The 23,508-nt window shown below is 46.3% G+C and carries 15 protein-coding genes and 1 tRNA gene; 2 read left to right on the plus strand and 14 right to left on the minus strand.

Annotation, left to right across the window (positions count from 1 at the left end; genetic code table 11):
* Positions 1-51 precede the first annotated feature (51 nt).
* The 14 genes from KQI39_RS08865 to purF form a co-directional block, all read right to left on the minus strand.
* Positions 52-136: transfer RNA gene (locus tag KQI39_RS08865), tRNA-Leu, on the minus strand.
* A gap of 218 nt (positions 137-354) precedes the next feature.
* Entirely contained in the window at positions 355-681 is a 327-nt protein-coding gene (locus tag KQI39_RS08870) for a cupin domain-containing protein (protein WP_118062612.1), read from the minus strand.
* Positions 682-890: 209 nt separating this feature from the next.
* The gene (locus tag KQI39_RS08875; RefSeq protein ID WP_216417877.1) at positions 891-2,114 is read right to left on the minus strand and encodes an LL-diaminopimelate aminotransferase; all 1,224 of its coding nucleotides are present in this window, start codon (positions 2,112-2,114) and stop codon (positions 891-893) included.
* 6 nt (positions 2,115-2,120) lie between these two features.
* The gene (gene gatB, locus KQI39_RS08880; RefSeq protein WP_216417879.1) at positions 2,121-3,560 is read right to left on the minus strand and encodes an Asp-tRNA(Asn)/Glu-tRNA(Gln) amidotransferase subunit GatB; all 1,440 of its coding nucleotides are present in this window, start codon (positions 3,558-3,560) and stop codon (positions 2,121-2,123) included.
* Entirely contained in the window at positions 3,557-5,029 is a 1,473-nt protein-coding gene (gene gatA / locus KQI39_RS08885; protein WP_119247985.1) for an Asp-tRNA(Asn)/Glu-tRNA(Gln) amidotransferase subunit GatA, read from the minus strand. The genes gatB and gatA overlap by 4 nt, the downstream gene beginning before the upstream one ends.
* A gap of 15 nt (positions 5,030-5,044) precedes the next feature.
* Entirely contained in the window at positions 5,045-5,338 is a 294-nt protein-coding gene (gene gatC, locus KQI39_RS08890; RefSeq protein ID WP_216417881.1) for an Asp-tRNA(Asn)/Glu-tRNA(Gln) amidotransferase subunit GatC, read from the minus strand.
* Between the two features lie 14 nt (positions 5,339-5,352).
* The gene (gene aspS, locus KQI39_RS08895; RefSeq protein WP_216417883.1) at positions 5,353-6,684 is read right to left on the minus strand and encodes an aspartate--tRNA(Asn) ligase; all 1,332 of its coding nucleotides are present in this window, start codon (positions 6,682-6,684) and stop codon (positions 5,353-5,355) included.
* 128 nt (positions 6,685-6,812) lie between these two features.
* Positions 6,813-7,367: an ANTAR domain-containing response regulator gene (locus KQI39_RS08900; protein ID WP_021977859.1), complete on the minus strand. Its 555-nt coding sequence runs from the start codon at positions 7,365-7,367 to the stop codon at positions 6,813-6,815.
* A gap of 38 nt (positions 7,368-7,405) precedes the next feature.
* Positions 7,406-8,728: a type I glutamate--ammonia ligase gene (gene glnA, locus KQI39_RS08905; protein ID WP_118062616.1), complete on the minus strand. Its 1,323-nt coding sequence runs from the start codon at positions 8,726-8,728 to the stop codon at positions 7,406-7,408.
* A 200-nt stretch (positions 8,729-8,928) separates the two neighbouring features.
* On the minus strand, positions 8,929-10,416 hold the full coding sequence (locus KQI39_RS08910) for a glutamate synthase subunit beta (protein ID WP_216417885.1): 1,488 nt from the start codon (positions 10,414-10,416) through the stop codon (positions 8,929-8,931).
* Positions 10,417-10,429: 13 nt separating this feature from the next.
* Positions 10,430-14,983, minus strand: a complete 4,554-nt coding sequence (gene gltB, locus KQI39_RS08915; RefSeq protein WP_216417887.1) for a glutamate synthase large subunit — start codon at positions 14,981-14,983, stop codon at positions 10,430-10,432.
* On the minus strand, positions 14,980-16,608 hold the full coding sequence (locus KQI39_RS08920) for a CTP synthase (RefSeq protein WP_021977863.1): 1,629 nt from the start codon (positions 16,606-16,608) through the stop codon (positions 14,980-14,982). The genes gltB and KQI39_RS08920 overlap by 4 nt, the downstream gene beginning before the upstream one ends.
* A gap of 359 nt (positions 16,609-16,967) precedes the next feature.
* A complete protein-coding gene (locus tag KQI39_RS08925; RefSeq protein ID WP_118071129.1) occupies positions 16,968-17,192 on the minus strand; it encodes an HPr family phosphocarrier protein in 225 nt (74 codons plus the stop codon).
* Positions 17,193-17,474: 282 nt separating this feature from the next.
* Positions 17,475-18,869, minus strand: coding sequence for an amidophosphoribosyltransferase (gene purF / locus KQI39_RS08930; protein ID WP_216417889.1), 1,395 nt, complete (start codon positions 18,867-18,869; stop codon positions 17,475-17,477).
* Positions 18,870-19,207: 338 nt separating this feature from the next.
* On the opposite strand from purF, the gene KQI39_RS08935 reads away from it, so the two are divergent.
* Together KQI39_RS08935 and KQI39_RS08940 are read left to right on the plus strand one after the other, a co-directional pair.
* Positions 19,208-21,310 (plus strand): glutamine synthetase III family protein, encoded by a 2,103-nt coding sequence (locus KQI39_RS08935; protein WP_216417890.1) that lies wholly within the window; start codon positions 19,208-19,210, stop codon positions 21,308-21,310.
* 300 nt (positions 21,311-21,610) lie between these two features.
* Positions 21,611-23,335, plus strand: a complete 1,725-nt coding sequence (locus KQI39_RS08940; RefSeq protein ID WP_148447561.1) for an ammonium transporter — start codon at positions 21,611-21,613, stop codon at positions 23,333-23,335.
* Positions 23,336-23,508: the final 173 nt, after the last annotated feature.

Genomic DNA, 23,508 nt, shown 5'->3' on the forward strand with positions numbered 1-23,508 from the left:
GAAATAAAAAAAGTGAAAACCCTATGTTTATAAGGCTTTCACTCTCAATCATGCGGAAGATGGGACTTGAACCCACACGAGCGCAATGCTCACAAGATCCTTAGTCTTGCTCGTCTGCCAGTTCCGACACTTCCGCATATCGCATTTCGCATTTCTTTGGAATTTTTTATTTTCTCCCTCGCGACAAGTGATAGTATAGCAAAGGCTTCTCTATCTGTCAATACTTTTTTCTAAAAAAAATGAAAAATATTTTTTATTTATACAATTGGCACATTTCGTTCAATTAAAAGAGGCAGCCCTCCAAAAAAGCCGCCCCTTGTCACACTTCTGTTTCTTCTATTTCATCTATATGGATCAGTCAAAAATGATCAGTGCCATAAATACAAGATCTGTCTCTCCTGTATTTGTAAGGCCGTGTCCTTTTCCATCTGGTGTGATGGTGATGTCGCCGGCTTTTACCGGGCGTTTCACACCGTTATCATCGTACTCGCCTTCACCGCTTAAGATATAGTAGGTTTCTGTCTCACCATGATGCTCATGGTATCCGAGGGAACAGCCCTTCTCGATGGTAACCTGTGCGTAAAGTCCACATTTTCCTTTCAGCTCGTCTCCCTCAAGAATGTCTTTGATGATCACATGGCCTTTACCGCCGCACATATTTTCTACTCTTCTGATACCCATGATAAAATCCCCTTTCGTGATTGCGTAAATTTGTGAATTTTTATGAAACCAGGCTCTCTGTGGTCTGCGCTTCACTTCCTGTACAATTATAAACGATATGATGAATTTTCGCAATCCTCATTATTATTTTCCTAAATTTACTTAAAAAATCCTTCCTTAGCAGAAAAGAAATCGGAGCAGATCCCTGAAGACCCGCTCCGCCCTTTTTATTACAGATTTTTAATTCTCTCAATCGCTTCCAGTGTATTCTCATAGCTTCCGAATGCAGTCAGACGGAAGTATCCCTCACCGTGTGCACCAAAGCCTGAACCTGGGGTTCCTACGATATGTGCTTTTTCAAGGAGATAGTCAAAGAACTCCCAGGAAGTCATCTGATCTGGTGTTTTCAGCCAGATATAAGGAGCATTTTTTCCACCGGATACGGAAAATCCTGCTGCGGAAAGTCCCTCAAGGATTGTCTTCGCATTACGCATATAGTAAGCAACCTGCTCTTTCAACTGTGCTTTTCCCTCCGGAGAATAAACAGCCTCGCCTGCTCTCTGAACAATATACGGAGCACCGTTAAACTTGGTTCCGTGACGTCTTGCCCAGAGGCTGTGAAGCTCTACGCCGTCACGTACCAGTTCCTTCGGAACTACGGTAAATCCAAGACGAACGCCTGTGAAACCTGCATTCTTGGAAAAGCTTCGAAGCTCGATGGCACAGGTTCTTGCACCCTCACACTCATAAATGCTGTGTGGAACATCTTCCTCAGAAATATATGCCTCATATGCTGCATCATAGATGATCACGCAGCCGTTTTTGTTTGCGTAGTCAACCCACTCCTGAAGAGCAGCTTTTGTGATGGCACCACCAGTCGGGTTGTTCGGGAAGCAGAGATAGATCAGATCCGGTACTTCATCTGCCGGGATCTCCGGAAGGAAACCGTTCTCCTCTTTACACGGCATGTAGATCACACCGTCAAAGTTCTCGCGCTCTTTGTTATAAAGGCCTGTACGTCCGGCCATAACGTTGGTATCTACGTATACAGGATAAACCGGATCGCAGACTGCAACCTTGTTATCCAGTCCGAAGATCTCCTGGATGTTTCCGGAATCACTCTTAGCTCCGTCGGAAACAAAGATCTCATCTGCGCTGATGTCGCATCCTCTGGACTGATAATCATTTTTTGCAATGGCACTTCTTAAGAACTCATATCCAAGATCCGGTGCATATCCGTGGAAAGTCTCCGCATGAGCCATCTCATCTACAGATTTATGAAGGGCATCAATGATCGCCGGTGCAAGTGGCTGTGTCACATCACCGATTCCAAGGCTGATCACGGAATCCTTAAATTCCGGATTGGCCTCCTTGTATGCCTTTACTTTCTTTGCAATATTGGAAAACAGATAGCTTCCCGGAAGTTTTAAATAGTTCTGATTTACTGTAACCATAGTGTTTTATCTCCTTCTCTCAATTTCCTCTGCCAGTGCTTTTCTGACGCTGTCAGGATTTGCCTTGCCTTTCAGCTCTCTCATCAGCTGTCCTACGAAAAATCCCATAACCTTATCCTTGCCGCCAAGAAGTTCAGCCAGCGGTCCGGGGTTGGCATCTACGATCTTTTTCACAGTTTCGGTGAGAAGGCCTGTGTCTTCTACGATCTTAAGACCTTTTTCTTCTATATATACAACTGGATCAATATCCTCGTCAAATACTTTTTCAAATACTTTTTTTGCATTCTGTGCACTGACCTCTTTTTTCTCCACCATGGAAAGAAGATCTGCCAGATGCTTCGGTGTAAAGTTTACTTTTTCCGGATCAAGACCTTTGTCCTTTGTCAGACGGAGAACTTCCACCATAAACCAGTTGGCTGCTTTTTTCGGATTTCCCAGAAGAACGGCTGTCTCCTCAAAAAGTCCTGCCAGATGTCTGGATTCCGTAAGGATTCCCGCATCATAAGCCGGAAGCTCATACTCTTTCTGATAACGTTCCATCTTGGCTTCACGAAGTTCCGGAATGGAAGCACGCAGCTCTTCGATCCATGCATCGGAAATGTGGATCGGTGGAAGATCCGGGTCCGGGAAATAACGGTAATCCTTGGCATCCTCTTTGGAACGCATGGCATGGGAAGACTCTTTGTTGTCATCCCATCTTCTTGTTTCCTGGACAACGGCTCTGCCTTCTTCCAGAAGCTCGATCTGACGCTCTCTCTCTCCCTCGATGGCTCTTGCAATAGCTTTAAAAGAGTTCAGGTTCTTCATCTCGGTTCTTGTTCCGAATGTCTCACTTCCTACCTCACGGACAGAAAGGTTAACGTCGGCACGCATGGAGCCTTCCTGAAGTTTGCAGTCAGAAACTCCAAGATACTGCATGGTGCAGCGAAGTTTTTCCAGGTATGCGATAACCTCCTCGGAGCTTCTCATATCCGGCTCAGATACGATCTCGATAAGCGGCACGCCACTTCGGTTGTAGTCAACCAGGGAGCAGTCTTCCCACTCATCATGAATCAGCTTACCTGCATCCTCCTCCATATGCATCTCGTGGATACGTACGATCTTTTTGCCTGCGGAAGTCTCGATCTCAACGGCTCCGTCATAGCAGATCGGCAGATACAGCTGAGAGATCTGGTAGTTCTGAGGATTATCCGGGTAAAAATAGTTCTTACGGTCAAACTTGCAGTACTGATGGATATGGCAGTTTGCCGCAAGACCTGCCTTGATGGCAAACTCTACCACTTTTTTATTGAGGACCGGAAGAGATCCCGGCATACCGGTGCAGACCGGGCAGGTATGTGTATTTGGTGCACCTCCGAACTCTGTGGAGCATCCGCAGAAGATCTTTGTTTTTGTGGCAAGCTCCACATGCACCTCAAGTCCTATGACTGTCTCATACTGTTTCATGCCTTTTCTCCCCCTTCCATTGCTGTTCCGAAATCGCCGCGTTTTTTCTCATATGCGTGTGCCGCACGGAACAGATTGTTTTCTTTGAAGCAGTCACCGATCATCTGGATTCCGATGGGAAGTCCGGCTGCGTCTTTTCCACATGGAACTGTGATTCCGGGAAGTCCGCACAGGTTTACTGCTACCGTGTAAATATCGCCAAGATACATGGCAAGCGGGTCTTTCAGGCTCTCTCCAAGCTTCGGCGCGGTAAACGGAGATGCCGGAGCAAGAAGGACATCATATTTGGAAAAGGCCTGGTCGAATTCTTTTTTGATGAGGGCTTTTGTGCGAAGTGCTTTCAGGTAGTAAGCATCGTAGTAACCGGAGCTTAATACGAAAGATCCCAGCATGATACGACGTTTTACTTCCTCGCCGAAACCTTCGGTTCTTGTCTTTTTGTACATATCATGAAGTCCCTCGTACTCTTTTGCACGGAAACCGTACTTCACGCCGTCAAAACGCTCCAGGTTGGAGCTGGCCTCTGCGCTGGCGATGATGTAGTAGGCAGGGATCATATATTCTGTTGTCTTCATGGAGAAAAATTCTACCACTGCACCCATCTCGGTAAGGCTTTTCAGTGTATTCATAAATGCCTCTTTTACCTCAGGGTTCAGGCCTTCGGAAAGATATTCCTTGGGCACACCGAATTTCATTCCCACGATCTTATCTGTCATGGAAGAGGAGAAATCAAGATCCTCTCTCTTCATGGAAGTGCTGTCTTTTGCATCGTGTCCGGCAATGATCTCAAGAAGTGCCGCACAGTCCGCAACGTCTTTTCCAACCGGTCCAATCTGGTCCAGAGAGGATGCATAGGCAACCAGTCCGTAACGAGATACGGTACCGTAGGTTGGCTTGATTCCGGTAACACCACAGTAGGAACTTGGCTGACGGATAGAACCGCCGGTATCAGAACCAAGTGCCAGGTAAGTTTCCCCTGCTGCCACTGCCGCACAGGAACCACCGGAAGATCCTCCCGGAACGTGTTCCAGATCCCACGGGTTTCTGGTCACGCCATAGGCAGAAGTCTCTGTAGTACTTCCCATGGCAAACTCATCCATATTTGTTTTTCCGATAATTACAAGTCCTGCTTCTTCCAGACGGTCAATGACTTCTGCATTGTACTGTGGAACGAAGTTTTCAAGGATCTTTGATGCACAGGTGGTTGTTTTTCCCTTGATGCAGATATTATCCTTGATAGCGATGGGTACACCGGCAAGAGGTCCGGTATAAGTTCCGTCCTCAATGCCTTTCTGTACTTCTTTTGCTCTTGCATAGGCTTCTTTTTTATAGGTATCAAGATAAGCGTGGACTTTGTCCTCTTTTGCCTCGATCTGGTCAAATACGTATTTCACACCGTCCAGGACGCTTATCTGATGCTGTTTGATCTTTTCCGCAAGCTGTAATGCGGTTAATTTTCCCAAATCCATGTCCTGTCTCCTGTCTTATCCAATTGTTTTCGGAACCTGATACTGATCTTCTTTCTGCTTCGGCGCGTTGGCAAGCATTGCCTCATGGTTGTCGCCGTTTGTCACAACGTCTTCACGGAATACGTTTTCGTCCTCAAAAATATGGGACATAGGCTCTACGGAAGAAGTGTCAAGCTCGTTTAACTTATCTACATAGTCCAGCATCTTCTGCATATCCTCTTTTGCCTTTTCCTTCTCGTCCTCTGTCAGAGAAAGCTTCGCCAGGATGCAGACATTTTCCATTGTTTCATCATCGATTATCTTTGCCATCTTTTTTCTCCTTATTACGGCTCAAGTCTGTTCATATCACGTGGGAACAGGCAGGTCTCACGAACATTTTCCTCTCCCAGGATCTGCATGGTAAGACGTTCCAGTCCGATTCCAAGTCCTCCGTGAGGCGGCATTCCATGTTTGAAAGTATCCAGGTACTGCTCCATACCTTCCTCGTCCATGCCACGGGCTGCGATCTTGTCTTTCAGCATCTGATAATCATGGATACGCTGTCCGCCTGTGGTGACCTCAAGTCCTTTGAACAGAAGGTCAAAACTTAATGTAAATTTCTCATCTGCCGGATCATCCATTGCGTAGAACGGACGTTTCTTGGACGGATAATGTGTGACAAAAACGAAATCCGCATCGTACTCTTCTTTGAAATATCTTCCGATCAGCGCTTCTTCTTCCGGCTCCAGATCGTATGGGTTGCGGATCTTACGTTTGTATTTCTCAGCCACCAGCTCTTTTGCTTTGTCAAAACGTACAGCCGGGATCTTGTCTACTTTCGGAAGTTCCACTTTCAGAATGGAAAGTTCATGAGCGTAGTCTTTCTTCAGAAGCTCGACTGCATACTGAAGAAATCCGGTTTCCATTTCCATGATATCTTCAAATCCGTTGATATAGCCCATCTCAAAATCAAGGCTTGTATATTCATTCAGATGACGTTTGGTGTTATGTTTCTCTGCACGGAATACAGGACCGGTCTCAAATACGCGGTCAAAAACACCTACCATCATCTGTTTGTAAAACTGTGGGCTCTGTGCCAGGACGGCCGGTTTGTGGAAGTAGCTCAGCTTGAACAGGTTTGCGCCACCCTCTGCACCTCTAGCTCCAATCTTCGGTGTGTGGATCTCAGTGAATCCTTTTTCATAAAGATAATCACGGAATGCACGCACCAGCGCTTCCTGGATCTTGAATTTTGCACGCTCCTGCACGTTACGCAGAGCGATGGGACGATAGTTCAGTTTTGCCTCCAGAGAAGTGTTCAGTTTCCATTTGTCGATTGCCAGGGGAAGTGGCTCTGCCGGTGAGGAAAGGATCTCCACATGGCTGATGCGAAGCTCTCTTCCGTGAGGTGCTCTTTCTTCCTCGTGAAGAGTTCCTGTGAGGCGGACACACATTGCCTCTTTCAGATCATGAATGGAAACATTTGTCTTGTCGTTCTCATATACTGTCTGAAAAAGTCCCTCTTTTTTTCGAAGTATCACAAATGCCACATCACCCATATTACGGATGCTGTGTATTGCTCCTTCCACTGTCGCTTCCTGATCTTTCATGCTTTCAGCAAGAAGCACGTCCCAGGCACATTCTCTAGTCTTACAGATTCCATCCATAAATTCCATTCCCTCATCCTCCAATTCCGGTGCAAAAAACATTCGGCATTCAGCCTTTTTTCTTTGCGCCTGTATTTTGATAAGCGGGTCTTACGAACCCGCTCTGCCACTTTTTTCTGTCATTTTACTTTTTTCTTTTATACGGAATCGTATAAAAGCATCAGAACCATCTGGGCTGTCTCCACCATATTGGTTCCGGAATCCATACTGCATTTCTGAATATAACGGTATGCGTCTTCCTCACTCAGATGATTTCTTTCCATTAAAAGCATCTTTGCATTTGAAATATAATTCTGCTCTTTCCATGAACGCTGCTTCGGTTTTTTCTTATCTTTTTTCCAGCGCCTTTCGATCTGGGAAAGGATCATGCTTACTGTATTTACCAGATCTCCGGCTTTCAGAGGCATTCCCACACACAAAACAGAAGGTGGTGCTTCACTGATCACTCCCTGCGAAGCCATAAGCAGCATTTCAAAATAATCCGGCATATAGTCCAGAAGATCACGGTAATACATATCCTGAAGATGATAGCCGCAAAGCAGGACACCACCATCAAGTTCCGAGATACTGGCAAGGGCATTTGCACCCGAATTGCATACCGCCGCCACCGTGAATCCATATCGGTTAAGGACTGTGCGGATCTTTTTTGCATCTTCTATTTTCGGTAATGCAATCACGATACTCGTGTTCATAAGCCGCCACTCTCTTTCGTCCCATTATGCCTCAATCATCAGATTCGATACAGATACTCCTCGATCTCCCAGTCGGAAATCTCCTGGGAATAACGCAGCCATTCTTTTCTCTTGGCCTGCGCGTACTGTTTGCAGAAATCTTCTCCAAGGATCTCTTTCATCCAGTCACTTTCCTCAAACAGTGTGATCGCTTCCCGTAAGTTCTCCGGTAAATTCTCGATACCCTGTTCCTTCTGGTCCGACTCGGAAAGAGAACGGTCAGAAGCTTTTGTCGGATAGATCTTCTTCTGGATTCCATCCAGGCCCGCTGCCAGGCATACCGCAAAAACAAGGTATGGGTTGGATGCAGCATCCGGGCTTCGAAGCTCGATTCTGGTATCATTACCATTGACTCTCGGGATCCTTACCAGTGAATTCTGGTTGTTTCTCGTCCAGGTCAGTTCTGTCGGTGCATCGAATCCAGGCACAAGGCGCTTGTAAGAGTTTACCAGCGGATTTGTGATAAGTGCCATCTCCCGGCTGTGTGCCAGAAGACCTCCGATAAAATAGCATGCCTCATTACTTAATTTGGACGGATCATCCGGATCCACAAAAATATTTCTTCCATTTTTAAACAGCGAAAAATGGATATGCATGGCTGAGCCGTTTACTTCCCGTCTTGGCTTCGGCATAAAGGTTGCATGAAGTCCATGGCGTTTGGCTACGGTCCTTACTGCCATCTTAAAGGTCATAACTGCGTCTGCCATCTCACGTGCTTCCCCGTAATGAAGGGCGATCTCATGCTGTGCAGGTGCCGTCTCATGATGAGAGGATTCCACCTCAAATCCCATATCCTCAAGAGTCAGTACCATGTCACGTCTTGCATTTTCACCCAGGTCCACCGGACTTACATCCAGGTATCCGGCTTTTTCGTGAGAAACCGTTGTAGGCATTCCGTTGTCATCAATATGAAACAGGAAAAACTCGCATTCCGGGTCAACATAGCAGGTGTATCCTGCCTCTTCTGCTGCCTGCGCTGTTTTTTTCAGAATGTATCTGGAGCTCATCTCATGCTCAGATCCGTCTGCACGGCGCATATCACAGATCAGTCTTGCAACCTTTCCCTGTTGAGGACGCCATGGGAGAATTGAAAAAGTATCGTAATCCGGATACAGGATCAGATCCGGCTCCTTCTCTCCCACAATGCCCGCAATATGAGAGCCGTATACAACGCACTGGTTATCCAGGGCTCTTGGAAGCTCTCTTGCTGTGATCGCAATATTTTTCAGAGTTCCAAACATATCTGTAAACTGGAGGCGGATGAACTCTACGTCTTCCTCCTCTGCCATTGCAAGAATCTCTTCTCTGGTATAATTCCCCATAGTATTCTCTCCTTTATTTCCTCATCACACAAAATAATTACCCTAAAAAATAGAAAAAGGGTGCACTTCAGAGAGCTTTCGCTCCTGAAGAACACCCTTGTTCATGGACGTAATTATAGCAATCGGTCAATTCTTTGTCAACTTTTTTTTAAAGGAAATTAGGGGCAAAAAGAACTTTGCCCCTGGTATTTTTAACTTTTTTACTGTAAATATGAATAACTCATCAGAGATTCATCCACTGCCTTCGCAGCCTCACGTCCCTCGTGGATCGCCCATACGACAAGTGACTGTCCACGGTGCATATCGCCTGCTGTGAATACACGGTCTACGCTTGTTGCGTACTGCTCCGGTTTTGTCTCCACGTTGGTTCTTGGTGTCAGTGCTACATGGAAAGCATCGGTTACATATTTCTCGCTTCCGAGGAAACCTGCTGCAATCAGTACCACATCTGCAGGAATCACTTCCTCGCTGCCCTCGATAGGAACCATGTTGAATCTTCCGGTCTTTTCGTCTTTTACGCTTTTCAGTTTGACAATCTTTGCCTTGCAGACATTTCCTTTTTTATCTTTGATAAATTCGGTAACGGTTGTCTGATAGATTCGCGGGTCATGACCAAATACTGCAATAGCCTCTTCCTGGCCGTAATCGGTTTTCAAAACCTTCGGCCACTCCGGCCACGGGTTGGACGGTGTTCTTGTTACCGGAGGCTTTGGCATCATCTCAAGCTGTGTTACGGATTTTGCACCAAGACGGATGGAAGTTCCCACACAGTCATTTCCGGTATCACCACCGCCGATGACCAGAACATGTTTGCCTTTTGCAAGCTCATATGGGAATTTTGCAAAATCGGTATCCAGAAGGCTTTTTGTTACCTGTTTCAGGAAATCCACTGCAAAGTAGATTCCTTTTGCATCTCTTCCCGGAACCTTGATATCTCTCGGATGGGAAGCTCCGCAGCAGAGAAGGACACGGTCATAATCTTTCAGAAGCTGCTCCGCGGTAATGTCCACACCAACGTTGATGTTGGTGACAAACTTCACGCCTTCCTCTTCCATCAGTTTCAGTCTGCGGTCGATGACTTTTTTCTCCAGTTTCATATTCGGGATACCATAGCGGAGAAGTCCTCCGATACGGTCGTTTCTCTCAAATACGGTTACGCTGTGACCACGGCGGTTCAGCTGCTGTGCTGCTGCCAGTCCGGAAGGGCCGCTTCCGATGACTGCGATTGTCTTTCCTGTGTGGACAGGCGGGATCTGTGGTTTTACCCAGCCTTCTGCATAGGCAGTCTCGATAATGGCTTTCTCATTTTCCTTTGTGCTGACCGGATCTCCGTTCAGGTTGCAGGTACAGGCAGCTTCACAGAGTGCCGGGCATACTCTTGAAGTAAACTCCGGAAAACTGTGGGTCTTGTTCAGACGAAGAAATGCCTGTTTCCAGTTTCCTGTGTATACAAGATCGTTTGTCTCAGGAACCAGGTTGTGAAGCGGGCAGCCGGAAGCCATTCCGCCGATCATCATACCTGCCTGGCAGAAGGGAACGCCGCAGGCCATGCAGCGTGCTCCCTGAAGTTTCTGTTTTTCTTTATTTAACGGAATACGAAATTCGTTGAAATTCTGAATACGTTCTTTTGGCGGCAAAACTTTTGCCGTTTCTCTTTCATAATCTAAAAATCCAGTTGGCTTTCCCATTTCCTCATCCTCCTTAATGTTTCACGCCGATGCTCTCATAGAATGCTTCCATCTGTGCCTGCTGGCTGGTCAGACCTTTTTCTTCCAGCTTTGCACTTAATGTGATCATTCTCTTGTACTCATCCGGAATGAGTTTTTTGAAGTGAGGCAGATAGGAATCAAAATCAGCCAGCACCTTCTTACCGATCTCGGAGCCTGTTGCTTCTACATGAGCCTCGATGAGATCACGAAGCTCTTTTTTATCATATTTATTATCCACTTTTTCAATGGAGATCATTGCTTTGTTAAGGTTCTTGTAAAGAACGTTGTCCACATCAAGAACATAAGCGATACCGCCACTCATACCTGCCGCGAAGTTCTTTCCGGTTTTTCCGAGAACTACCACACGGCCACCGGTCATGTACTCGCATCCATGCTCACCAACACCCTCAACTACTGCCACTGCACCGGAGTTACGGACTGCAAAACGTTCACCTGCAACACCGTTGATAAATGCAGTTCCGCTTGTGGCACCATAGAGTGCTACGTTTCCGACAATGATGTTCTCTTCTGCTTTGTATCCGGCTTTTTCCGGAACTTTGACGATCAGTTTACCACCGGAAAGGCCTTTTCCAAAGTAGTCATTGCTGTCACCGGTCAGTTTCAGTGTCAGTCCTTTCGGGATAAATGCACCGAAGCTCTGTCCGCCTGCACCTGTACAGTTTACAGTTACGGTATCTTCCGGAAGGCCCTCTTTATGGTTTCTCGTGATCTCAGATCCAAGGATGGTACCGAATGCACGGTCTGTGTTGGTAACATTTACATCTACAGAAACTTTCTCACCTTTCTGGATCGCCGGCGCACATTTCTTAACCAGGACTTTTTCATCCAGAGTTTTCTCAAGGTTGAAGTTGTATACCGCTTTCGGATCAAAAGTAACTTTGCCTTTTCCTGCATATGGGTTATTCAGGATCGCACTTAAGTCAACTTTGCCCTTATGTGGCTCCTGTACGCTGTCAGAAACGGTAAGAAGATCTGTACGGCCTACCATCTCGTCGATGGTTGCAATGCCAAGACGTGCCATGTACTCTCTCAGTTCCTGTGCGATAAATCTCATGAAGTTCTCCACATACTCCGGTTTTCCACGGAATCTCTTACGGAGTTCCGGATTCTGGGTAGCAACGCCAACCGGGCAGGTATCCAGGTTGCAGACTCTCATCATCACGCAGCCCATAGTTACAAGGGGAGCAGTTGCAAAACCGAATTCCTCTGCACCGAGAAGCGCTGCGATAGCAACGTCACGGCCGCTCATCAGCTTACCGTCTGTCTCGATACGTACACGGTTACGAAGTCCGTTCATGATCAGTGTCTGATGTGTCTCTGCAAGTCCAAGCTCCCACGGAAGTCCTGCATTGTGGATGGAACTTCTCGGTGCTGCTCCGGTACCTCCGTCGTATCCGGAGATCAGAACAGTCTGTGCTCCGGCTTTTGCAACACCGGCAGCGACTGTACCAACACCAGCCTCGGAAACCAGTTTTACGGAAATATCTGCATATTTGTTTGCATTTTTCAGGTCATAGATCAGCTCTGCCAGGTCCTCGATGGAGTAGATATCGTGGTGTGGTGGCGGAGAGATCAGGCTGACTCCTGGTGTGGAATGACGGGTCTTTGCGATCCACGGATATACTTTCTTTGCAGGAAGATGTCCACCTTCACCAGGTTTTGCACCCTGTGCCATCTTGATCTGAATTTCTCTTGCAGATACCAGATAACGGCTGGTAACACCGAAACGTCCGCTGGCTACCTGCTTGATAGCGGAGCAACGGTCATTGTCTGTTCCTGCGGAATCCAGACGCTCATCACTCTCTCCACCCTCACCGGTATTGGATTTTCCATGGAGATGGTTCATGGCGATGGCCAGTGTCTCATGTGCTTCCTGGGAAATGGAACCGTAGGACATGGCACCTGTCTTAAATCGTTTTACAATGTCGTCAACACTCTCAACCTGATCGATGGGAAGAGGTTCTTTTGCAAACTTGAAGTCCAGAAGTCCTCTTAAGTTTCCATGGCCTTCTTCGTCTACCAGTTTTGTATACTCTTTGAACATCTCATAGCTGCCCTGCTTTGTGGACTGCTGAAGAAGATGGATGGTACGTGGATTGTATCTGTGCTCCTCGCCCTGACTTCTCATCTTGTGAGCACCTACGCTGTCTAAAGTAAGGTCTGTGGCAAGTCCCAGCGGGTCAAATGCCTCAGAGTGGAGTTTTTCTACGTTATCCTCGATATCTTCCAGTGTGATTCCGCCTACACGGCTTACTGTTCCTGTAAAGTAGCGGTCGATCACATCCTGGGAAATTCCGATTGCCTCAAAGATCTGAGATCCCTGATAGGACTGGATGGTGGAAATACCCATCTTGGAAGCGATCTTTACGATACCGCTGATAACCGCATGATTGTAATCATCAACCGCTGCATAGTAATCTTTGTCCAGCATATGGGTATCGATGAGTTCATGGATGGTATCCAGTGCCAGGTATGGATTGACAGCACTTGCGCCATAACCAAGAAGTGTTGCGAAATGATGTACTTCTCTCGGTTCACCGGACTCCAGGATCAGCGCAAGGGATGTACTCTTCTTTGTTTTTACAAGGTGCTGATGCACTGCGGAAACAGCAAGAAGAGACGGGATCGGCATATGGTTCTCATCTACGCCACGGTCAGAAAGGACCAGGATATTTGCGCCCTCACGGAAAGCCTTATCAACCTCTACGAACAGGCGGTCAATGGCACGTTCCAGTTTTGTACTCTTATAATACAAAGTAGAAATGGTCACAACCTTGAAGCCGTCCTTTTTCATGTTCTTGATCTTCAGCATATCGGTGTTTGTCAGGATCGGGTTGTTGATTTTAAGAACCTGGCAGTTCTCCGGATTCTGAACAAGAAGGTTTCCGTCTTTTCCTACGTATACACTTGTGGAAGTAACGATCTCCTCACGGATTGCATCGATCGGCGGGTTTGTTACCTGTGCAAAAAGCTGTTTGAAGTAATCGAACAGCGGATAATGTTCCTTGGAAAATACTGCAAGAGGAGTATCATGTCCCATAGCTCCAATGCTCTCTGAGCCGTTTAATGCCATGTTTCGGATAGAAGTACGGTACTGCTCATAAGTATATCCGAATGCTTTCTGGAGACGTGCTCTCTCCTCCGGTGTATACTCGATAACTCTCTGGTTCGGGATCTTGATATCACGGAGCTGTACCAGGTTGCTATCCAGCCACTCTCCATACGGCTGTTTCTTTGCATATTTCTCTTTCAGCTCATTATCATCGATGACGCGGCCCTGAACCGTATCAACCAGGAGCATTTTTCCAGGATGGAGACGCTCTTTTAATACGATCTTCTCCTCATCTACCGGAAGGACACCAACCTCAGAGGAAAGGATCATGTATCCGTCAGAGGTAATATAATATCTGGATGGACGCAGACCGTTTCTGTCAAGAACAGCTCCCATCACATCACCATCTGAGAACAGAATGGACGCAGGTCCGTCCCATGGCTCCATCATGGTTGCATAGTACTGATAGAAATCACGTTTCTCCTGGGAAATGGTATCATTGTTTGCCCATGGCTCCGGAATTGTGATCATCACTGCAAGCGGAAGATCCATTCCACTCATAACCAGGAATTCCAGGGTATTGTCAAGCATTGCAGAGTCAGAACCATTGCGGTTGACTACAGGAAGAACTTTGTGGAGCTCGTCTTTCAGATATGGAGACTCCATATTTTCCTCACGGGCAAGCATCTTATCTGCGTTGCCGCGGATGGTGTTGATCTCACCGTTATGTACGATGAAACGGTTCGGATGTGCTCTCTCCCAGCTCGGGTTTGTGTTGGTACTGAAACGGGAATGTACCACTGCAATGGCAGATTCGTAATCCTGGCTCTGAAGATCTCCGAAGAAAGTACGGAGCTGTCCTACCAGGAACATACCTTTGTATACAATGGTACGGCTGCTCATGGAAACTACGTAAGTATTATCATTACTCTGTTCAAACTCACGGCGGGCAATGTAAAGCATACGGTCAAAGGCAAGGCCTTTTTCCACGTCTTCCGGTTTCTTGATGAATGCCTGCATGATGCATGGCATACACTCTCTTGCCTTATGTCCAAGAACCTCCGGGAATACCGGCACTGTACGCCATCCAAGAAGCTCCAGGCCTTCTTTTTCCACGATGATCTCGAACATCTTCTTTGCCTGGGCACGTTTGATCTCATGCTGTGGGAAAAAGAGCTGGGCTACACCATATTCTCTCTCGCCGCCGATCTCAAAGCCCTCTTTCTTACAGACTTTTTTGAAGAATTTATGGGAGATCTGGAGAAGGATACCGACGCCATCGCCGGTTTTTCCTTCTGCATCTTTACCTGCACGATGCTCCAGATTCTCTACGATCTTAAGAGCATTTGCAACAGTATCATGTGTTTTCTTTCCTTTTATATTAACAACGGCTCCGATACCGCAGTTATCATGTTCGAATTCAGGGCGGTAGAGGCCCTGCTGCTGATTTCCTACTTCTCTCATTTTTCTCATCCTTTCATTGCAGCTTCTTCTGCCGTCTTTTTGTCAACTGCCGCCTGCACAAATCCACGGAACAGCGGATGTGCATGGTTCGGTCTGGACTTGAATTCCGGATGTCCCTGTGTTCCTACAAAGAACGGATGTCCGGCAATTTCGATCATCTCTACAATATGTGCATCCGGGGAAGTTCCTACGATGGACATTCCTTTTTCACTTAATTCTTTACGGAATGCATTGTTTACCTCATAACGATGTCTGTGACGCTCCTGGATCTCTTTCTTTCCAAAAAGCTCATAGGATTTGGAGCCTTCGGCCAGCACACACGGATAGCTTCCAAGACGAAGGGTTCCGCCAAGGTCTTCCACATCTTCCTGATCCGGCATCAGAGCAATGACCGGATGCGTGGTCTCCGGTGCCAGCTCAATGCTGTTGGCATCTTCATATCCAAGTACGTGGCGGGCAAATTCTACAATAGCCATCTGCATTCCAAGGCAGATGCCAAGGTACGGGATCTTATGAACTCTCGCATACTGTGCTGCAAGGATCATTCCTTCAGTACCACGGTTTCCGAATCCTCCCGGAACCAGAATTCCATCTACAGAATGAAGGGTCTGATCCAGGTTTTTCTCATTGAGCTCTTCAGAGTCTACCCAGACGATATCAACTTTTGCACGGCAGGAGATTCCACCATGTTTCAGGGCTTCCACAACACTTAAGTATGCATCATGAAGCTGTGTGTACTTACCAACCATGGCGATCTTCACGGTTTTGTCCGGGTGGCGGAGATTTTCTACCATATTCTCCCAGTCTGTAAGATCCGGTTTACGGTTCTCAAGTCTTAAGCTCTGCAGTACTACATCTGCCAGTTTTTCTCTTTCCATTGCAAGAGGAGCTTCATATAAATATTCTACATCCAGGTTCTGAAGTACGTGGCTTACCGGTACGTTACAGAACAGGGCGATCTTTCCACGGATATCATCAGTCAGAGGATACTCGCTTCTGCATACCAGAACATCCGGCTGGATTCCCATTCCCTGGAGTTCTTTTACGCTGGCCTGGGTCGGTTTGGTCTTCATCTCTCCGGAAGCACGAAGGTACGGGATCAGGGTAACATGAATAAGAATGGCATTGTCATGTCCCACATCATGCTGGAACTGACGGATGGATTCCAGGAACGGCTGACTCTCAATATCACCAACTGTACCGCCTACCTCGATGATGGCAATTCTGTCCTCATCCGCTGTTTTTGCTCTGTAAAAACGGCTCTTGATCTCGTTGGTGATATGCGGGATTACCTGTACAGTACCTCCGCCAAAATCACCGTGACGCTCTTTCTGAAGAACAGACCAGTAAATCTTACCGGTTGTCACATTGGAATTCTTGTCAAGGCTTTCATCAATGAAACGCTCATAATGTCCAAGGTCAAGGTCTGTCTCTGTACCGTCATCGGTTACAAAAACCTCTCCATGCTGAATGGGGTTCATAGTTCCCGGGTCAATATTGATGTACGGGTCAAACTTCTGCATGGTCACCTGATATCCTCTGGCTTTCAGAAGACGTCCCAGGGACGCTGCGGTAATTCCTTTTCCCAGACCGGAAACAACTCCGCCTGTTACAAAAACATACTTTACTGCCATCTTCGATTTCCTCCTCCATGTTGTGCTGCAAAAGAAAAGGCGCCGGGAACGGTGTTCAGAGGTGAGAATGCCCCTCTGGTATCCGTTCCTGACGCCTTTGTCAGTTATCTTTCTTATAAAATATGGTTTACTATAAACTATTTTTTTTTATTTGTCAATAACAGATTTTTTCTATATAATCTGATGGATTTCTTCCTATGATATAGTGATACGGATGCAAATAGTGCTGTAGATACAAAAAACAGACGCCTGCCAGGGACTCCCATATGATGTCCTCTCTCTGCAGTCACGTCTGTCTTTTTTTATATCTTTTCTTTTTATGTCTTTTACACTTTATCTGCTTCTGTATTTCCCTGCTGTCATGCTACCGCAAACTTCTGAAGAAAACGGTTGAACTCGTGATCCTCTCCATGACAGGTTACAGTAAGAACCCTGGTCAGATCCATGCTGAGGATTCCAAGAATAGATTTCGCATCAATGATAACTCTGTTATATGAAATATCTACATCAAAGTCGCATTTGCTTGCAGCCTGTACAAACTCTTTCACATCTTCTGTTGCATTTAACCTGATTTTCTGAGACATAAATTTCATCCTCTCTTCTCTCGGTCTTAAAAAGGCCGGCAAACTGGTGACGTCAGATCTCTATCGTACGCTTTCGTCACTTCTCATCTGGTTGTCCCACATTATGTCTCATGTTGTCGAATTTGTCAAGTTGATGTTTTTTATCATTTTTAAAGGTTATCCTATAAAAACCAGAATTTTATATAACAAAATCGGGGTTTTACGCTTGTTTATTGTCTATTTTTCATATTTTAGATTTCAAAGTTACCAGCATTTACTGTGAGATTAATTCCACATAATCATTTAATCCTGCTTGATTTCTTCCGGTATCTCCATGGGATAATCGCCGTCAAAACATGCTTTGCAAAGCGGAAGTCCGCCCGCCATGCCTTCCAGATAATCGATCTGCATGTAGCCTAAGGAGTCTGCACCGATCATCTTGCGGATTTCCTCTGTGCTGTGCTGAGCTGCAATGAGCTGGTCATTGGATGGCACATCGGTACCGAAATAACAGGGATGTAAAAATGGCGGAGAGCTGATACGTACATGGACTTCTTTTGCTCCGGCCTCTTTCAGCATGTGGATCAGGTTTGCAATGGTAGTTCCACGGACAATGGAGTCATCTACCAGAACGATCCTCTTACCCTTTACTACAGATTCCAGAACGCTCAGCTTCAAATGAACACTGGACTCTCTTTCCTGCTGGGTCGGTTTGATAAAAGTTCTTCCAATGTAACTGTTTTTATAGAACGCAAAACCAAACGGGATTCCGGATTCCTCAGAATAACCTTTGGCTGCCGGAAGTCCGGATTCCGGTACACCGGTTACCAGATCTGCTTCTACCGGATAGGATTTTGCGAGAGATTTTCCCCCACGGATTCTTGCATCATAGATCTTTACTCCATCCATGGTGCTGTCCAGTCTGGCAAAATAGATATATTCAAAGACACAATGGGCATGTTTTTTCTGAACGTCCAGTTTGCTGGATTTCAGGCCATCTTTGGTGATGGTGACGATCTCACCAGGCTCAATATCACGGATGAATTCTGCACCTACAGATGTGAGCGCACAGCTCTCGGACGCCAGAACATAGGCATTGTCTCTTTTTCCAAGACAAAGGGGTTTCAGTCCGTAAGGGTCACGGGCACCGATCAGTTTCCGGGGACTCATGATCACAAGGGCATATCCTCCGCGAATCTTCTCTACGGTTTTATGTACGGCTTCTTCTACAGTAGCAGAATGCACGCGCTCCCTTGCGATATGGAACGCAATAACCTCAGAGTCGGTAGTTGTATGGAAGATCGCTCCGGTCTGGATCAGTTCCCATTTCAGGGCTTCTGTATTGACCAGGTTTCCGTTATGTGCAAGTGCCAGACTTCCCTTGATATAAGAAAGTACCAGCGGCTGTGCATTCTCCGCAACAGATTCTCCGGTGGTGGAATAGCGAACATGTCCGATTCCGATGTCACCATTCATATTATGTACAACATCTTTTCGCAAAACTTCGCTTACCAGTCCGAGATCTTTATGAAACTGTACGTTTCCTCTCTCTCCGTCCGTCCTTGAAACGGCCATTCCGCAGGACTCCTGTCCCCTGTGCTGCAGCGAGGTAAGACCATAATAAATAGATGGTGCAATATTTCCTCCATCCAGATCATAAATCCCGAATACGCCACATTCTTCCTTTACTCCTGACATATTTCCCTCCATCTGTTTTTTCCATTGTCAAATTAATCAATTAATCATTAACTATGATATCAGATTATAATAAAAGGACAAGATTTGTCAACCCTGCCCATTTTCCGACACTCCCCTCTCCCGGGTCGATTTTTTAGATTTTTTCAAAAAAGCTCTTGACAATATTTTATTTTGGTGTATACTGCATCACATAAAGCAAAGGCGCTTTGGATACGACAAGTATCTGAAGCGCTTTTTTTGTTTTTCCGGTCTGTTTTTCTTATAAGAGAAACAGGACGGTCCTTATAAGATAATTAAAAATTATAATGAATGAGTGAAATCGAAAGGAGTGTACCTATATGGCACAGAGTATCCCGGAAATGTATGGCAGCCTTGTATTCAACGATAAAGTGATGCGTAGCAAACTGCCAAAGGACATGTACAAAGCATTAAAGAAAACAATTGAAAACGGAACACATCTGGAACTGGATGTTGCAAATTCCGTAGCAGTTGCAATGAAAGAATGGGCTACTGAAAACGGTGCGACACATTACACACACTGGTTCCAGCCGATGACAAACGTAACCGCTGAGAAACATGACAGTTTCATCTCCCCGACCGGCGACGGACAGGTGATCATGGATTTCTCCGGTAAAGAACTGGTAAAAGGTGAGCCGGATGCATCCAGCTTCCCGTCAGGCGGACTTCGTGCTACTTTCGAAGCAAGAGGATATACAGCATGGGATCCTACTTCACCGGCATTCATCAAAGATAAAACTCTTTACATTCCTACCGCATTCTGTTCCTACAGCGGAGAGGCACTGGATAAGAAAACTCCTCTTCTCCGTTCCATGGATGTTCTGAATAAAGAAGCGGTTCGTATTCTTCACATCCTGGGAAACAAAGAGGTCCGTCACATCAATACAACGGTAGGACCTGAGCAGGAATACTTCCTGGTTGACAAAGATCTCTATAAGAAGAGAAAAGACCTGATCTTCTGCGGACGTACACTTCTGGGAGCTTCCGCACCAAAAGGACAGGAAATGGAAGATCATTACTTCGGAGCCCTGAAACCACGTGTTGCCGCTTACATGCACGAACTTGACGAAGAGCTCTGGAAACTTGGTATTCCGGCCAAAACAAAACATAATGAGGTTGCTCCTGCACAGCACGAGCTGGCTCCTGTATTTGATACCACAAACGTTGCGGTTGACCACAACCAGCTGACTATGGAGATCATGAAGAAAGTTGCCGACAAGCACAACATGGTCTGCCTCCTTCATGAGAAACCATTTGAAGGGATCAACGGAAGCGGTAAACACAACAACTGGTCCATGAGCACAGACACAGGTGTAAACCTTCTTGATCCTGGAAAAACACCGGCAGAGAATACACAGTTCCTGGTATTCCTGATAGCTGTTATCAAAGCCGTTGACGATTATGCGGATCTTCTCCGTGTATCTGTTGCAAGTGCAGGAAACGATCACCGTCTTGGAGCAAACGAGGCACCGCCAGCAATCGTATCCATCTTCCTTGGAGATGAGCTGACAGATATCCTCAAATCCATTGAGAATGATACCTTCTTTAACAACAAACATGCCGTACAGATGGATATCGGTGCAAAAGTACTTCCACACTTCACAAAAGATACCACCGACAGAAACCGTACTTCACCGTTTGCATTCACCGGAAACAAATTCGAATTCCGTATGCTTGGTTCCGCAGCATCCGTTGCAAACCCGAACATCGTACTGAACACTGCCGTTGCAGAAGTTCTCTCCGAGTTCAGCGCAGCTCTTAAAGATGTTCCGGAAGAAGAAATGGAAAGCGCAGTACATGCACTTCTCAAGAAAACCATCGAGGATCACAAACGTATCATCTTCAACGGCAACGGTTATACAGACGAGTGGGTTGAAGAAGCTGAAAAACGCGGTCTCTACAACCTGAAGACAACTCCGGATGCTCTTCCTCACTTCGTTGATGAGAAAAACATCGAGCTGTTCACAAAACACGGCATCTTTACAAAGGAAGAACTGTTCTCCCGTTATGAGATCTGGCTTGAGAACTATTACAAGACCATCAACATTGAGTCCAACACTCTGGCTGAGATGATCCAGAAGCAGGTAATTCCTTCCGTATTTACATATGTTGAAAAACTTGCTGACACTGCTGCTGTAAAGAAATCCGTAGTAGCTGATGTTTCTGTAGCAAGTGAAGCTGCTCTGATCTCCAAACTGAGCACACTCGCTGACACCATGACAAAAGATCTGGAGACACTGAAAGCCGATACCGCAAAAGCTCTCGCCGCTTCCGACGATGTACTTGCCTGCGCGAAAGCTTATCAGGAAAACGTTCTTAGCGACATGGAGACTTTAAGAAAATCTGCAGATGAGGCAGAAGCTCTGATCCCGGATGAATTACTTCCATATCCGACATACGACGAGCTGTTATTCTCCATCTGATACTTAATCAGATAAACAATTTCATACGGTAAATACAGGGGATATCCCTTATGAACTCTACTTCATAATTCATTATCGATTTCCTCATCCATTAATCACACGATACAGATATCCCCTGTTTTACATATACTAATTTTGTTTCGTAAAGGCGCGGAAGGGAATTTCCTCTCTCCCGCGCTTTTTCGTTATACTAATACTGGATAAATTCTGTCTATTTTCATGATCCGGTATTGAAAAAATCCTTCCTGTATATATCCCATATATAATAGGAAGAAAAAAATTGGGAAAGGGAGTGTTACTATGTATTCTTCAGTAAACACAATCTGGGTTCTTTTCGGTGCAGCGCTGGTCTTCTTCATGCAGGCCGGATTCGCAATGGTCGAAACAGGATTCACAAGAGCAAAAAACGCAGGTAACATCATTATGAAAAACCTGATGGACTTCTGTATCGGTACCCCGGTCTTCTGGCTGGTTGGTTTCGGTATCATGTTCGGTGCAGGAAACGGTTTCTTCGGTAAAATCGGCGGAATCGCAACAGAAGCAAACTATGGAAGCGCAATGCTTCCGGATGGCGTTCCTTTCTGGGCATTCCTCATCTTCCAGACTGTATTCTGTGCTACCTCTGCTACCATCGTCTCCGGTGCCATGGCAGAACGTACCAAGTTCATCTCCTACTGTATCTACAGTCTTCTGATCAGTCTCGTTGTTTATCCGGTATCCGGTCACTGGATCTGGGGCGGCGGTTTTATCAGCCAGATGGGATTTCATGATTTCGCTGGTTCCTGTGCAGTTCATATGGTCGGTGGTGTTGCCGCGCTGATCGGTGCCATCATCCTTGGGCCTCGTATCGGAAAATATTCCAAATCCGGTAAATCCAGAGCTATTCCTGGCCACAACCTTACTGTTGGCGCACTTGGTGTATTTATCCTCTGGTTCTGCTGGTTCGGTTTCAACGGTGCATCTACTGTCAGCATGGAAGGCGACGCCATTGTAAGCGCAGGAAAAATCTTCGTCACTACAAACCTTGCCGCTGCTGTTGCAACTGTAACCGTTATGCTGATCACCTGGATCCGCTACAAAAAGCCTGATGTTTCCATGTCCCTCAACGGTTCTCTTGCAGGACTGGTAGCGATCACAGCAGGCTGCGATACCGTATCTCCTACATCTGCAGCCATCATCGGAATCATTTCCGGATTTATCGTAGTATTTGGTATTGAGTTTATCGACAAAGTTCTCAAAATCGATGACCCGGTTGGTGCTGTCGGTGTACATGGCCTCAACGGTGCTTTCGGAACACTGGCTGTAGGACTTTTCTCAGACGGTGCTGGTACAGAGTGGAAAGGTCTTCTCACAGGCGGCGGTTTCCACGGCTTCGGTGTTCAGTTCATCGGTATGGCCATCACCATCGCATGGGTAGCTGTTACAATGACAATTATCTTCCAGGTGATCAAACACACCATCGGCCTTCGTGTTTCCGCTGAGGAAGAGATTGCAGGTCTGGATATGAAAGAGCACGGCCTTGCAAGTGCATACGATGGATTCTTTGTACAGGATACTATGACAAAGGCTCCGGCTCCAATGGGAACTTCCGTAAAAGATCCGGTTGTAAAACATGCTCCGTCTGCTCCTGCTGAATCTGTTCCTGAGATTCCTGCTGACGGCGTACACAAACTGACAAAAGTTGTTATCATCACACGTCAGAACAAACTGGACGAGTTTATGCAGGCCATGAACGAGATCGGGGTAACCGGTATCACTATTACAAACGTTATGGGATGTGGTGTTCAGAAAGGTGCTCCAACCTACTATCGTGGTGTTGAAGTTGACATGAACCTCCGCCCGAAGGTTAAGATCGAGATCGTTGTAAGTCTTGTACCAGTTCAGAAAGTTATTGACACTGCAAAAGCAGTTCTTCATACCGGCCAGATCGGTGATGGTAAAGTCTTCGTTTACGACATCGAAAACGTTGTCAAGATCCGTACCGGCGAGGAAGGCTTCCTGGCTCTGCAGGATACAGACGCATGATCTTTTTATAAGAAAAACATATAAAATCTTTCTACGCAATATAAACCAAATGAAAATCATAACCACCGGCTTAGCCGGTGGTTTGCACTGCCCCTATAAGGGGCTCATCCCTGCTTGCGCCCGGAAGGCGCACTGAGAGGGCCCGCCTCTTGCACTGCTTTTCACAGGCTGGC

It is taken from the genome of Blautia sp. MSJ-36, from assembly GCF_018917985.1.
GTDB lineage: Bacteria > Bacillota > Clostridia > Lachnospirales > Lachnospiraceae > Blautia_A.

What these genes read in the sequence shown, in the direction of transcription:
- glnA (WP_118062616.1), bottom strand. Translation starts at nt 8,728, where the DNA reads ATGGGGAATTATACCAGAGAAGAGATTCTTGCAATGGCAGAGGAGGAA.
- KQI39_RS08925 (WP_118071129.1), bottom strand. Translation starts at nt 17,192, where the DNA reads ATGTCTCAGAAAATCAGGTTAAATGCAACAGAAGATGTGAAAGAGTTT.
- gatB (WP_216417879.1), bottom strand. Translation starts at nt 3,560, where the DNA reads ATGAAACAGTATGAGACAGTCATAGGACTTGAGGTGCATGTGGAGCTT.
- KQI39_RS08900 (WP_021977859.1), bottom strand. Translation starts at nt 7,367, where the DNA reads ATGAACACGAGTATCGTGATTGCATTACCGAAAATAGAAGATGCAAAA.
- KQI39_RS08875 (WP_216417877.1), bottom strand. Translation starts at nt 2,114, where the DNA reads ATGGTTACAGTAAATCAGAACTATTTAAAACTTCCGGGAAGCTATCTG.
- KQI39_RS08920 (WP_021977863.1), bottom strand. Translation starts at nt 16,608, where the DNA reads ATGGCAGTAAAGTATGTTTTTGTAACAGGCGGAGTTGTTTCCGGTCTG.
- aspS (WP_216417883.1), bottom strand. Translation starts at nt 6,684, where the DNA reads ATGGAATTTATGGATGGAATCTGTAAGACTAGAGAATGTGCCTGGGAC.
- gatC (WP_216417881.1), bottom strand. Translation starts at nt 5,338, where the DNA reads ATGGCAAAGATAATCGATGATGAAACAATGGAAAATGTCTGCATCCTG.
- gatA (WP_119247985.1), bottom strand. Translation starts at nt 5,029, where the DNA reads ATGGATTTGGGAAAATTAACCGCATTACAGCTTGCGGAAAAGATCAAA.
- KQI39_RS08940 (WP_148447561.1), top strand. Translation starts at nt 21,611, where the DNA reads ATGTATTCTTCAGTAAACACAATCTGGGTTCTTTTCGGTGCAGCGCTG.
- KQI39_RS08910 (WP_216417885.1), bottom strand. Translation starts at nt 10,416, where the DNA reads ATGGGAAAGCCAACTGGATTTTTAGATTATGAAAGAGAAACGGCAAAA.
- KQI39_RS08935 (WP_216417890.1), top strand. Translation starts at nt 19,208, where the DNA reads ATGGCACAGAGTATCCCGGAAATGTATGGCAGCCTTGTATTCAACGAT.
- gltB (WP_216417887.1), bottom strand. Translation starts at nt 14,983, where the DNA reads ATGAGAAAAATGAGAGAAGTAGGAAATCAGCAGCAGGGCCTCTACCGC.
- KQI39_RS08870 (WP_118062612.1), bottom strand. Translation starts at nt 681, where the DNA reads ATGGGTATCAGAAGAGTAGAAAATATGTGCGGCGGTAAAGGCCATGTG.
- purF (WP_216417889.1), bottom strand. Translation starts at nt 18,869, where the DNA reads ATGTCAGGAGTAAAGGAAGAATGTGGCGTATTCGGGATTTATGATCTG.